This window comes from Thalassotalea sp. G20_0 (assembly GCF_017744175.1).
GTDB lineage: Bacteria > Pseudomonadota > Gammaproteobacteria > Pseudomonadales > Endozoicomonadaceae > Endozoicomonas.
Window position 1 is genome coordinate 43,921 of record NZ_JAGHQV010000026.1, and the last position, 13,888, is coordinate 57,808.

A 13,888-nucleotide genomic window follows, 5' to 3' on the forward strand; every position below is an offset into this window, starting at 1 on the left:
AGGCGATTACTGGCTGCTTGTTTTCTTCCTCTTTGCTGGTTTACCGGTTTGCTCTCCTGACTGTTCTTCGGCAGTAACGTATGCAGCACCTGCCCAGCCCCTTTTAAGTGATACACAGTCATGACCCTGTGGCGGGATACTTACCTTGATCTTTATTTGATCAATATATGGTTTCATCAAATCTTTGTTCAAAAGCTGCTTAGTCGGGATTTCAATGACCTCAAATCCTGCTTTTTGCAACAGTGCGATTTTAAGCAGAGTTGAACCCTTTCTGGTGTTGAAATCACCACCCACGTAATGAGAGAGTCCCTGAACTTCAATCACTATGTTGTGATCTGGCAGAAGCAGGTCAACCGGAGGTAATGAGTTCAGACTCTTTTCTTCTTCAATCTTCAGAGATGGAATAGATAATTGGAGTTGATCGCGGAAGTCGGCTTGGGTTTTTGATATGGTTGTCTGGTAATGGCGGATGACCGGACAGGCTCTGCCAAGCCAACTTGCGGCCATGATCATGATGGATTTATCCTCTTCATTATCTGGCGATGTATTTTCGAGGCGAGTCAACAGGTCATCCATGTGCTTTTCAAGCACGTTATTTTTATTGGCATTGGAGTCTAGAGCCAACCTGGCACAGCATACCATGACTCCCCAGAGAGACATTGCTATTTCTTCCTGAGAAAACTGAAGGTTCTCACTGATTCGATAGACGAGCAATTCCAACGTAGAAGTAGCCACGTTCAACTCAACGAGTTCACCCAGTTTGGCCGTGGCCCACAGCAAATTGGCAATACCCTGGGCATTAAATTGGTCTTTCTGTGTGTTCACGATGGGCAACAGCGCGACCACAGCTTCGTTGAGCCCTGGTCTCCGCTCCTGCGCGTTGTCCACCAGTTTCGCCATTGCCCACAGCAGGTTGGTGATTCCCTGTGGGTTAAAGTTAGCTTTTTGTGCATTTACGTGGAGCAACAGTGTAACCACTGCCTCTTTGAACTCTCGTGTCTGCTTCTGCCCGTTGTCCACAAATTTTGCCATGGCCCACAGCAGGTTGGCGATATGCTGAGGAATTAATTGGTCTTCCTGTGCGTTCACGCAGGGCAGCAGAGCGGCCACGGCCTTGTTGAACTCTGGTATCCACTCCAATCCGTTGTCCACCAGTTTTGCCATGGCCCACAGAATGTTAGCAATATTCTGGGCATTAAATTGGACTTTCTGGGCATTTAAATGAGGCAACAGCACGGCCACGGCTTCTTTAAGCCCTTGTGTCCGCTCCTGCCCGTTGTCCACCAGTTTCGCTATGGCCCACAGTATGTTGGCGATATCCTGGGCATTAAATTGGTCTTTCCGAACGGTCACGTGGGGCAATAGCGCGGCCACGGCACCGTTGAGCCCTGGTGTCCGCTCCTGCCAGTTGTCTACCAGTTTCGCCATGGCCCACAGCAGGTTGGCGATATCCCGGGCATTGAGGTGGTCTTTCCGGGCGTGAAAGTGGGGCAATAGCGCGGCCACGGTCTCGTTAAGCCCTGGCGTTCGCTCCTGCCCGTTGTCCACCAGTTTCGCTATGGCCCACAGCAGGTTGGCGATATGCCGGGGAATAAATTGGTCTTTCTGTGCTTTCACGCGGGGTAACAGCACAGCCACGGCCTCGTTGTGATCTGATGTCCGCTCCTGCCCTTTGTCCGCCAGTTTCGCCATGGCCCACAGCAGGCTGGCGTTACCTTGGGCATTAAATTGGTCTTTCTGTATCTTCACGTGGGGCAACAGCGCGGCTAAGGTCTCGTTGAGCTCTGGTGTCTGCTCCTGCCCGTTGTCCACCAGTTTCGCCATGGCCCACAGCAGGTTGGCGATCCCCTGGGCATTAAATTGGTCTTTCTGTGCGTTCACGAGGGGTAACAGCGCGGCTGCGGTCTCTTTGAGCCCTGGTGCCCACTCCTGCCCGTTGTCCACCAGTTTCGCCATGGCCCACAGCAGGCTGGCGATCCCCTGTGGTTTAAAGTCAGCTTTCTGTGCGTTCACGTGGGGCAATAGCGCGGCCAGAGCCTCGTTAAACTCTGTTGTCTGCTCCTGCCCGTTGTCCACCAGCTTTGCCATGGCCCACAGCAGGTTGGCGATATGCTGGGGAATAAATTGGTCTTTCTGTACGATCACATGGTGCAACAGCGCGGCCACGGCCTCTTCGATGTCTGGTGTCCGCTCCTGCCCGTTGTCCATCAGTTTTGCAATGGCCCACAGCAGGTTGGCGATCCCCTGGGCATTAAATTGGTCTTTCTGTGCGTTCACGAGGGGCAATAGCGCGGCCACGGCCTCGTTGAGCCCTGGCGTCCGCTCCTGGCCGTTGTCCACCAGTTTCGCCATGGCCCACAGCAGGTTAGCGATATGCTGAGGAATAAATTGGTCTTTCTGTGCGTTCACGAGGGGCAATAGCGCGGCCACGGCCTCGTTGAGCCCTGACGTTCGCTCCTGCCCGTTGTCCACCAGTTTCGCCATGGCCCACAGCAGGTTGGCGATTTCCTGTGGGTTAAAGTTAGCTTTCCGTACGTTCACGAGGGGCAACAGCGCGACCACGGCCTTGTTGAGCCCTGGCGTCCGCTCCTGGCCGTTGTCCACCAGTTTCGCCATGGCCCACAGCAGGTTAGCGATTCCCTGAGGATCAATATCCCTGGCTTCAGATTTTTGGTTACACTTGAACCTTATTGCATCGAGCAGAGTAAACAATAAGGCAGTCTGAGTAAGCTTAACAGGCTCATCCACGGGTTTATGAAGGGTAAAAACACCCGCTGAAGTAAATGAGTGAAGTGTTGTGGTCAGGCTTCGCCAATTCCAGTTCCGGGTTGGCGTGAAATTTTGCAGCAAACGTATTAGCTGGCTTTGTTCCGCTCGATTTAACGGTCTTTTAGCAGCTGATGAGTATTTTTTAACTGAACTGGCATACTGACCGTGATTTCTCCCATCATAGCGATGACCGAAACGATCCGATTTACTGACCAGGTCATTCATTATTTCCTGTTTGATGAGGGTATTAAAATCTTGAGCACAGTTTACTGAACGATGCATTAAATATTGAGAAGGGTGTGTCCCGGAAGAATGGTGAAATTCATTACATCTCGGGGTAGAGCGGGGATGACTATCCCGCTGTCTGACTGGGGCATGTCTATATCGACCACGCCTTGAATAAGGGGCATGGCTATTTGGTTGGTTGTAACTGTTATTTGATCTTGTGCAATGACCACTGATACCAGCATAACTTCTATCCATAATTATATTTCATTAATTCATGAAAATATAAAAAGCAGACTGCTGTTCTGCTCAGAAGTTCATTTTGCGGAAAAGTTTATTTGAGCCATGATGAGAGGAAGGCGATTACTGGCTGTTTGTTTTCTTCCTCTTTGCCGGGTTGGTTTGCTCTGCTAAATGTTGTTCGGCAGTCACGCATGCAGCGTCTGTCCACCCTCTTTTAAGTGAAACAGAGCCATAGCCCTGTGGCGGGATGCTCACCCTGATCCTTATTTGATCAATGTATGGTTTCATTAAATCGTTATTCAAAAGCTGGTTAGTCGGGATTTCAATGACCTCAAATCCTGCTTTTTGCAACAGTGCGATTTTAAGCAGAGTCGAACCGTTTCTGGTTTTGAAATCACCACCCACGTAATGAGACGGTCCCTGAACTTCAATCACTATGTTGTGATCTGGCAGAAGCAGGTCAACCGGAGGTAATGAGTTCAGACTCTTTTCTTCTTCAATCTTCAGAGATGGAATAGATAATTGGAGTTGATCGCGGAAGTCGGCCTGGGTTTTTGAAATGGTTGTCTGGTAATGGCGGCTGACCGGACAGGCTCTGCCAAGCCAACTTGCAGCCATGATCATGATGGATTGATCCTCTTCATTATCTGGCGAAGTATTTTCCAGGCGACTCAACAGGCCATCCATGTGCTTTTCAAGCCCGTTATTTTTATTGGCATTGGAGTCTAAAGCCAAACTGGCACAGCATACCATTACTCCCCAGAGAGACATCAATATCTCTTGCTGAGACAACTGAATATTCTCACTGAATTGATAGACAAGCGATTCGAACGCAGAGGTAGCCACGTTCAGCTCAACGAGTTCACCCAGTTTGGCCGTGGCCCACAGCAGGTTGGCAATACCCTGGGCATTAAATTGGTCTTTCTGTGCGTTCACGAGGGGCAACAGCGCGTCCACGGCCTCTTTGAGCCCTGGTGTCTGCTCCTGTCCGTTGTCTACCAGTTTCGCCATGGCCCACAGCAGGTTGGCGATATCCTGGGCATTAAATTGGTCTCTTTGTATGTTCACTTGGGGCAACAACGCGGCCACTGCCTCGTTGAACTCTGGTGTCCGCTCCTGTCCGTTGTCCACCAGTTTCGCCATGGACCACAGGAGGCTGGCGATATGCTGGGGAATAAATTGGTCTTTCTGTCCATTCATGTGGGGCAACAGCACGACCAGAGGCTCTTTGAGCACTGGTGTCCGATCCAGCCCGTTGTCCACCAGTTTCGCCATGGCCCACAGCAGGTTAGCGATACCCTGTGGTTTAAAGTTAGCTTTCTGTGCGTTCACGTGGGACAACAGCGCGGCCGCAGCCTCTTTGAGCTCTGGTGTCTGCTCCTGCCCGATGTCCACCAGTTTCGCCATGGCCCATAGCAGGTTGGCGGTACCCTGGGCATTAAATTGGTCTTTCTGTGCTTTCACGCAGGGCAACAGCGCGGCCACGGCCTTTTTGAGCCTTGGTGTGTGCTCTTGCCCGTTATCCACCAGTTTGGCCATGGCCCACAGCAGGTTGGCGATATGCTGAGGAATAAACTGGTCTTTCTGTGCGTTCACGTGGGGCAACAGCGAGGCCACGGCCTCTTTGAGCTCTGGTCTCCGCTCCTGCCCTTCGTTCGTCAGTTTCGCCATGGCCCACAGCAGGTTGGCGATATCCTGGGCATTAAATTGATCTTTCTGTGCATTCACGTGGGGCAACAGCGCGGCTACGGCCTCTTTGAGCTCTGTTGTCTGCTCCTGCCCGTTGTCCACCAGTTTCGCCATGGCCCATAGCAGGTTGGTGATTTCCTGTGGTTTAAAGTTAGCTTTCTGTGTGTTCACGTGGGGCAACAGCGCGGCTATGGCCTCTTTGAACTCTGGTGTCCGCTCCAGCCCGTTGTCCACCAGTTTCGCCATGGCCCACAGCAGGTTAGCGATACCCTGTGGTGTAAAGTTGGCTTTCTGTGTGCTCACGTGGGGCAACAGCGCGGGCACGGTTTCGTTAAACCCTGGCGTCCACTGTGGCCCGTTGCCCACCAGTTTCGCCATGGCCCACAGCAGGTTGACGATACCCTGTGGTGTAAAGTTGGCTTTCTGTGCGCTCACTTGGGGCAACAGCACGGCCACGGCCTTGTTGAGCTCTGGGGTCAGCTCCTGTCCGTTGTCCACCAGTTTTGCCATGGCCCACAGCAGGTTGGCGATTTCCTGTGGTTTAAAGTCAGCTTTCTCTGGGTTCACTTGTGGCAACAGCACGGCCACGGCCTCTTTGAGCTGCGGTGTCCACTCCTGCCCGTTGTCCACCAGTTTCGCCATGGCCCACAGCAGGTTGGCGATATGCTGAGGAATAAATCGGTTTTTCTGTGCGTTCACGAGGGGCAACAGGGCGGCCACGGCCTCGTTGAGCCCTGGTGTCCGCTCCAGCCGGTTGTCCACCAGTTTCGCCATGGCCCACAGCAGGTTGGCAATACCCTGGGCGGTAAGTTGGTTTTTCTGTGCGTCCAGGAGGGGCAGCAGGGCGGCCACAGCATCTTTGAGCCCGGGTGTCCGCTCCAGCCCGTTGTCCACCAGTTTCGCCATGGCCCACACCAGGTTAGTGACTTCTTGTGGTTTAAAGTGAGCTTTCTGTGCGTTCACGCGGGGTAACAGCGCAGCCACGGCCTCTTTGAGCCTTGGTGTATGCTCCTGCCCGTTGTCTGCCATTTTCGCCGTGGCCCACAGCAGGTTGGAGATAGCCTGAGGAATAAATTGGTCTTTCTGTACGTTCACGTGGGGCAACAGAGCGAACATGGCCTCTTTGAGATCTGGTGTCTGCTCCTGGCCGTTGTCCACCAGTTTCGCCATGGCCCACACCAGGTTGGTGACTTCCTGTGGTTTAAAGTGAGCTTTCTGTGCGTTCACGTGGTGTAACAAAGCGACCACGGCCTCGTTGAACTCTGGTGTCTGCTCCTGGCCGTTGTCCACCAGTTTTGCCATGGCCCACAGCAGGTTGGCGACACCCTGGGCATCAATATCCCTGACTGGAGGTTTTTGGTTGCAGTTAAATATTATTGCATTAAGTAGCGTTGATAATAAGTTAGCCTGAGTAAGTTTAACTCGCTCATCCATCGGTTTATGAAGGGTAAAAACACCCGCTGAAGTAAATGAGTGAAGTGTTGTCGTCAGGCTTCGCCAATTCCAACTCCGTGTTGCGGTAAAATTTTGTAGCAAGCGTACCAGCTGGCTTTGTTCCGCTCGATTTAACGGTCTTTTAGCAGATGTCGTGTATTTTTTAATTGAACTGGCATATTGCCCGTGATTTCTCCCATCATAGCGATGACCGAAACGATACGATTTACTCACCAGATCATCCATTATTTCCTGTTGGATGAGGGCATTAAAATCTTGAGCAGAGTTTACTGAACGGCGCATTAAATATTGAGAAGGGCGTGTGCCAGAAGAATGGTGAAATTCATTGCGACCCGTTGCAGCGCGGGGGGTATTATCCCATTGTCTGACTGTAGCATGTCTGTATCGCCCACACCTTGAAGAAGGGGTATGGCCATTCGGTTGGTTGTAACCGTTATCTGATCTTGTGTATTGATCACTGATACCAGCAGAACTTCTATCCATAATTATATTTCATTAATTCATGAAAATATAAAAAGCAGACTGCTGTTCTGCCCAGGAGTTCATTTTGCGGAAAAGTTTACTTGAGTCATGATGGGAGGAAGGCGATTACTGGCTGTTTGTTTTCTTCCTCTTTGCCGGGTTGGTTTGCTCTCCTAACTGTTCTTCGGCAGTCACGTATGCAGCATTTGTCCAACCTCTTTTCAGTGAAACAGAGTCATGACCCTGTTGCGGGATGCTCACCCTGATCCTTATTTGATCAATGTATGGTTTCATTAAATCGTTATTCAAAAGCTGGTTAGTCGGGATTTCAATGACCTCAAATCCTGCTTTTTGCAACAGTGCGATTTTAAGCAGAGTCGAACCATTCCTGGTTTTGAAATCACCACCTACATAATGATGCGGTCCCTGAACTTCAATCACCATGTTGTGATCTGGCAGAAGCAAGTCAACCGGAGGTAATGAGTTCAGACTCTTTTCCTCTTCGATCTTCAAAGATGGAATAGATGATTTGAGTTGATCACGGAAGTTGGCCTGGTTTTTTGAAATGATTGTCTGGTAATGGCGGACGACCGAACAGGTTCTGCCAAGCCAACTTGCAGCCATGTTAATGATGGATTGATCCTCTTTATTATCTGGCGATGTATTTTTCAGGCGAATGAGCAGGTCATCCATGTGTTTTTCAAACACGTTATTTCTATTGGTATTGGAGTCTAGAAACAATCTGGCACAGCATACCATTAATGCCCAGAGAGACATCGATATCTCTTTCTTGGAAAACTGAAGGTTCTTACTGATTTGATAGAGAAGCGATTCGAACGTAGAGGTAACCAGGTTCAGCTCAACGAGTTCACCTAGTTTCGCAATGGCCCAAAGCAGGTTAGCGATTTCCTGTGGTTTAAAGTTAGTTTTTTGTGCGTTCACGAGGGGCAACAGGGCGGCCACGGCCTCTTTGAGACCTGGTGAGGGCTCCAGCCCATTGTCCACCAGTTTCGCCATGGCCCAAAGCAGGTTGGCGATACCCTGTGGTTTAAAGTTAGCTTTTTGTCCATTCACGAAGGGCATCAGCGGGGTCACGGCCTCGTTGAACCCTGGTGTCTGCTCCTGCCTGTTGTCTACCAGTTTCGCCATGGCCCAAAGCAGGTTGGCGATTTCCTGTGGGTTAAAGTTAGCTTTTTGTATGTTCACGAAGGGCAACAGCGCCGCCACGGCCTCGTTGAGTCCTGGTGTCTGCTCCTGCCCGTTGTCCACCAGTTTCGCCATGGCCCAGAGCAGGTTGGCGATATGCTGAGGAATAAATTGGTCTTTCTGTGCGTTCACCCGGGGCAACAGGGCGACCATGGTCTCGTTGAGCTCTGGTGTTTGCTCCTGCCCGTTATCTACCAGTTTCGCCATGGCCTGTAACAGGTTGGCGATGCCCTGGGCAGTAAATTGGTCTTTCTGTGCGTTCACGTGGGGCAACAGTGCGGCCACGGCCTTTTTGAACTCTGGTGTTTGCTCCTGCCCGTTATCTACCAGTTTCGCCATGGCCCACAGCAGGTTAGCGATATGCTGTGGATTAAAGTTGGTTTTTGGTACGGTCACGCAGGGCAACAGCGCAGCTACGGCTTCGTTGAACTCTGGTGTCTGCTCCAGCCCGTTGTCCACCAGTTTCGCCATGGCCCAAAGCAGGTTGGTGATTTCCTGGGGTTTAAAGTCAGCTTTCTGTGCGTTCACGTGGGGCAACAGTACGGTCAGGGTCTCGTTGAGACCTGGTGTCCGGTCCTGCCCGTTGTCCTCCAGTTTTGCCATGGCCCACAGCAGGTTAGCGATATGCTGAGGACTCAACTGGTCTTTCAGTGGGGTTACGAGGGGCAGCAGCGCGACCACAGCCTCGTTGAAACCGGGTGTCCGCTCCTGCCCGTTGTCCTCCAGTTTTGCCATGGCCCACAGCAGGTTGACGATATGATGAGGAATAAACCAGTCTTTCTTTGCGATCACGAGGGGTATCAGCGTGCCCAGAGCCTTGTTGAACTCTGGTGTCCGCTCCTGCCCGTTGTCCACCAGTTTCGCCATGGCCCACAGCAGGTTGACGATACCCTGTGGTGTAAAGTTAGCTTTTTGTACGTTCACGTGGGGCAACAGCACGGCCACGGCCTCGTTGAGACCTGGTGTCCGCTCCTGCCCTTTGTCCACCAGTTTCGCCATGGCCCACAGCTGGTTGGAGATTTCTTGGGCATTAAATTGGTTTTTCTGTGCGTTCACGTGGGGCAACAACACGGCCACAGTCTCTTTGAGCCCTGGTACCCACTTCCGATCGTTGTCCATCAGTTTCGCCATGGACCACAGCAGGCTAGTGATTTCCTGTGGTTTAAAGTCAGCTTTCTGTGCGTTCACGCGGGGCAACAGCGCAGCCACGGCCTCTTTCAGCTCTTGTGTTTGCTCTTGTCCGTTGTCCACCAGTTTCGCCATGGCCCACAGCATGTTGGCAATACCCTGGGCGTTAAATTGGTCTCTCTTTGCATTCAGTAGGGGCAGCAGGGTGGCCACAGCTTCTATGAGCCCTGGTGTCCGCTCCTGCCCGTTGTCCACCAGTTTCGCCATGGCCCACAGCAGGTTGGCGATTCCCTGAGGAATAAATTGTTTTTTCTGTGCGTTCACATGGGGCAACAACACGGCCACGGCCTCGTTGAACTCTGGCGTCCGCTCCTGCCCGTTGTCCACCAGTTTCGCCATGGCCCACAGCAGGTTAGCGATTTCCTGAGCACCAATATCACTGGCTTCAGGTTTTTGGTTGCAGTTGAATATTATTGCATCAAGTAGTGTCGACAATAAGGCAACCTGAGTGAGCTGAACACGCTCATCCATGGGCTTATGAGGGGTAAAAACACCCGCTGAAGTCAATGAGTGAAGTGTTGTCGTCAGGCTTCGCCAATTCCAGCTCCGTGTTGCGGTAAAATTTTGCAGCAAACGCATCAGCTGGCTTTGTTCTGTTCGATTTAACGGTCTTTGAGCAGCTGATGAGTATTTTTTGATTGAACTGGCATACTGACCGTGATTTCTCCCATCATAGCGATGACCGAAACGTTCCGATTTACTCACCAGACCAGCCATTATTTCTGGTTTGATGAGGGAATGAAAATTTTGAGCAGGGTTTATTGAACGGCACTGTAGATGTTGAGAGGAGCGTGTGCCAGAAGAATGGTAAAATTCATTGCGACCCGGTGCAGTGCGGGGGGGATGATTTTGTCTGACTGTGGCATGTCTGTATCGCCCACGCCTTGAAGAAGGGGCATGGCCATTCGGTTGGTTGTAACCGTTATCTGATCTTGCGTATTGACCACTGATACCAGCAGAACTTCTATCCATAATTATATTTCATTAATTCATGAAAATATGAAAAGCAGACTGCCGTTCTGCCCGGAAGTTCATTGTGCGGCAAAGTTTATTTGAGTCATGATGGGAGGAAGGCGACTACTGACTGTTTGTTTTCTTCCTCTTTGCCGGGTTGGTTTGATCTGCTAAATGTTCTTCACCAGTAATGTATGCAGTACCTGCCCACCTTCTTTTAAGTGGTACAGAGCCATGCTCCTGTGGCGTGATGCCTATCCTGGTCTTTATTTGATCAATGTATGGTTTCATTAAATCGTTGTCAAAAAGCTGGTTAGCCGGGATTTCAATGACCTCAAATCCTGCTTTTTGCAACAGTGCGATTTTCAGCAGAGTCGAACCATTCCTGATTTTGAAATCACCATCAACATAATGAGAGGGACCCTGAACTTCAATCACCATGTTGTGATCTGTCAGAAGCAGGTCAACCGGAGGTAATGAGTTCAGACTCTTTTCCTCTTCGATCTTCAAAGATGGAATAGATGATTGGAGTTGATCGCGGAAGTCGACTTGGGTTTTTGAAATGGTTGTCTGGTAATGGCGGACGACCGGACACGCTCTGCCAAGCCAACTGGCGGCCATGATCATGATGGTTTGATCATCTTCATTATCTGGCGAGGTATTTTCCAGGCGAGTCAACAGGTCATCCATGTGCTTTTCAAACACATTAATTTCATCAGCATTGGAGTCTAGAGACAGCCTGGCACAGCATACCATTAATCCCCATAGAGACATCGATATCTCTTTCTGAGAAAACTGAAGTTTCTCACTGATTCGATAGACGAGCGATTCGAACGTATAGATAGCCACGTTCAACTCAACGAGTTCACCCAGTTTGGCCGTGGCCCACAGCAGGTTGGCAATACCCTGGGCATTAAATTGGTCTTCCTGTTCGTTCACGAGGGGCAACAGCGTGATCACCGCCTCGTAGAGCCCTGGTGTTTGCTCCTGCCCGTTGTCCACCAGTTTCGCCATGGCCCACAGCAGGTTGACGATTTCCTGGGGGTTAAAGTTCGCTTTTTGTACGATCACGCCGGTCAACAGCACAGCCACCGTTTCGTTGAACTCCGGTGTCTGCTCGTGCCCGTTGTCCACCAGTTTCGCCATGGCCCACAGCAGGTTGCTGATTGCCTGTGGTGTAAAGTTAGCTTTCTGTGCATTCACGTGGGGCAACAGCGCGGTTACGGCCTCCATGAGCCCCGGTATCTTCTCCTGCCCGTTGTCCGCCAGTTTCGCCATAGCCCACAGCAGGTTGGCAATGCCCTGGGCATTAAGTTGGTTTTTCTGTGCGTTCACGAGGGGCAACAGGGCCGCCACGGCCTCGTTGAGCTCTGGTGTCTGCTCCTGCCCGCTGTCCACCAGTTTTGCCATGGCCCACAACAGGTTGGCGATGTGCTGAGGAATAAACTGGTCTTTCTGTACGTTCACGTGAGGCAACAGGGCAGCCACGGCCTTGTTGAGCTCTGGTGTCTGCTTCTGCCCGTTGTCCACCAGTTTCGCCATGGCCCACAGCAGGTTGGTGATTTCCTGAGGGTTAAAGTCAGCTTTCTGTGCGTTGACGAGGGGTAACAGCACGGCCACGGCCACGGCCTCGTAGAGGTTTAGTGTCCGCTTCTGGCCGTTGTCCACCAGTTTCGCCATGGCCCACAGCAGGTTGGCGATATCCTGGGAATTAAATTGGTCTTTCTGTGTGTTCACGCAGGGCAACAGTGCGGCCACAGCTTCTTTGAGCTCTGGTGTCTGCGCCTGCCCGTTTTCCACCAGTTTCGCCATGGCCCACAGCATGTTGGCGATATGCTGAGGAATAAATTGGTCTTTCTGCGCGTTCACGAGAGGCAACAGGGCGGCCACGGCCTCATTGAGCCCTGGTGTCTGCGGCTGTGTATTTTCCATCAGTTTCGCCATGGCCCACAGCAGGTTGGCGATACCCTGAGGAATAAATTGGTCTTTCTGTGCGTTCACGTGGGGCAACAGGGCGGCCACGGCCTCTTTGAACCCTGGTGTCCGCTTCAGCCCGTTGTCCACCAGTTTCGCCATAGCCCACAGCAGGTTGACAATGCCCTGGGCATTAAGTTTGTTTTTCTGTGCGTTCATGAGGGGCAACAGTGCGGCCACGGCCTCGTTGAGCACTGGTGTCCCCTCCAGCCCGTTGTCCACCAGTTTCGCCATGGCCCACAGCAGGTTGACAATGCCCTGGGCATTAAATTGGTTTTTCTGTGCGTTCATGAGGGGCAACAGCGTGGTCACGGCTTCGTTGAGCCCTGGTGTCTGTTCCTGCCTATTGTCCACCAGTTTTGCCATGGCCCACAGCAGGTTGGTGATGTGCTGAGGAATAAACTGGTCTTTCTGTGCGTTCACGCGAGGCAACAGGGCGGCCACGGCCTCGTTGAGTTCTGGTGTCCGCTCCAGCCGGTTGTCCACCAGTTTTGCCATGGCCCACAGCAGGTTGGCAATGCCCTGGGCGTTAAATTGGTCTTTCTTTGCATTCAGGAGGGGCAGCAGGGCGGCCACCGCATCTTTGAGACCTGGTGTCCGCTCCAGCCCGTTTTCCACCAGTTTCGCCATGGCCCACAGCAGGTTGACAACGCCCTGGGCATTAAGTTGGTTTTTCTGTGCGTTCACGAGGGGCAACAGCGTGGCCACGGCCTCGTGGAGCCCTGGTGTCCGCTCCAGTCCGTTGCCCACCAGTTTCGCCATGGCCCACAGCAGGTTGGCAATGGCCTGGGCATTAAATTGGTTTTTCTGTGCGTTGACGAGGGGCAATAGGGCGGCCACAGCCTCTTTGAGCTCTGCTTTACGCTCCTGCCCGTTGTCCAGCAGTTTTGCCATGGCCCATACCAGGTTGGTGACTTCCTGTGGTTTAAAGTGGGCTTTCTGTGCGTTCACGTGGTGTAACAAAGCGACCACGGCCTCGTTAAGCTCTGGTGTCCGTTCCTGTCCGTTGTCCACCAGTTTTGCCATGGCCCACAGCAGGTTGGCGATTCCCAGAGCATCAATATCCCTGGCTGGAGGCTTTTGGTTGCAGTTAAATATTATTGCATCAAATAGCGTTGACAATAAGTTAGCCTGAGTAAGTCTAACTCGCGCATCCATGGGTTTATGAAGGGTAAAAACACCCGCTGTAGTCAATGAGTGCAGTGTTGTCGTCAGGCTTCGCCAATTCCAGCTCCGCGTTGCTGTGAAATTTTGTAGCAAACGCATCAGCTGGCTTTGTTCAGCTCGATTTAACGGTCTTTGAACAGCTGACGTGTATTTTTTAATTGAGCTGGCATATTGCCCGTGATTTCTCCCATTATAGCGTTGACCGAAACGATCAGATTGACTTACCAGGTCATCCATTATTTCTGGTTTGATGAGGGCATTAAAATCTTGAGCAGAGTTTACTGAACGGTACTGTAGATGTTGAGACGAGCGTGTGCCAGAAGAATGGTAAAATTGATTGCGACCCGGTGCAGTGTGGGGGGGATGATTCCATTGTCTGACTGTGGCATGTCTGTATCGCCCACGCCTTGAAGAAGGGGCATGGCCATTCGGTTGGTTGTAACCGTTATCTGATCTTGCGTATTGACCACTGATACCAGCATAACTTCTATCCATAATTATATTTCATTAATTCATGAAAATATGAAAAGCAGACTGCTGTGCTGCCCGGAAGTTC

General features: G+C 51.5%; 4 protein-coding genes. All 4 read right to left on the reverse strand.

The annotated features are described in order from the left end of the window. Window positions 1–6 precede the first annotated feature (6 nt). On the reverse strand, window positions 7–3,252 hold the full coding sequence (locus J7438_RS15840) for a DUF1601 domain-containing protein (RefSeq protein WP_209277317.1): 3,246 nt from the start codon (window positions 3,250–3,252) through the stop codon (window positions 7–9). Window positions 3,253–3,357: 105 nt separating this feature from the next. Then, window positions 3,358–6,864: an RAP domain-containing protein gene (locus tag J7438_RS15845; protein ID WP_209277318.1), complete on the reverse strand. Its 3,507-nt coding sequence runs from the start codon at window positions 6,862–6,864 to the stop codon at window positions 3,358–3,360. Window positions 6,865–6,969: 105 nt separating this feature from the next. Beyond that, window positions 6,970–10,209, reverse strand: a complete 3,240-nt coding sequence (locus J7438_RS15850; protein ID WP_209277319.1) for an RAP domain-containing protein — start codon at window positions 10,207–10,209, stop codon at window positions 6,970–6,972. 105 nt (window positions 10,210–10,314) lie between these two features. Continuing rightward, window positions 10,315–13,827 (reverse strand): RAP domain-containing protein, encoded by a 3,513-nt coding sequence (locus J7438_RS15855; RefSeq protein WP_209277320.1) that lies wholly within the window; start codon window positions 13,825–13,827, stop codon window positions 10,315–10,317. Window positions 13,828–13,888 lie beyond the last annotated feature (61 nt).

Coding starts and splice junctions, on each gene's coding strand:
- J7438_RS15840 (WP_209277317.1), bottom strand. CDS start 3,252: ATGGATAGAAGTTATGCTGGTATCAGTGGTCATTGCACAAGATCAAAT.
- J7438_RS15850 (WP_209277319.1), bottom strand. CDS start 10,209: ATGGATAGAAGTTCTGCTGGTATCAGTGGTCAATACGCAAGATCAGAT.
- J7438_RS15845 (WP_209277318.1), bottom strand. CDS start 6,864: ATGGATAGAAGTTCTGCTGGTATCAGTGATCAATACACAAGATCAGAT.
- J7438_RS15855 (WP_209277320.1), bottom strand. CDS start 13,827: ATGGATAGAAGTTATGCTGGTATCAGTGGTCAATACGCAAGATCAGAT.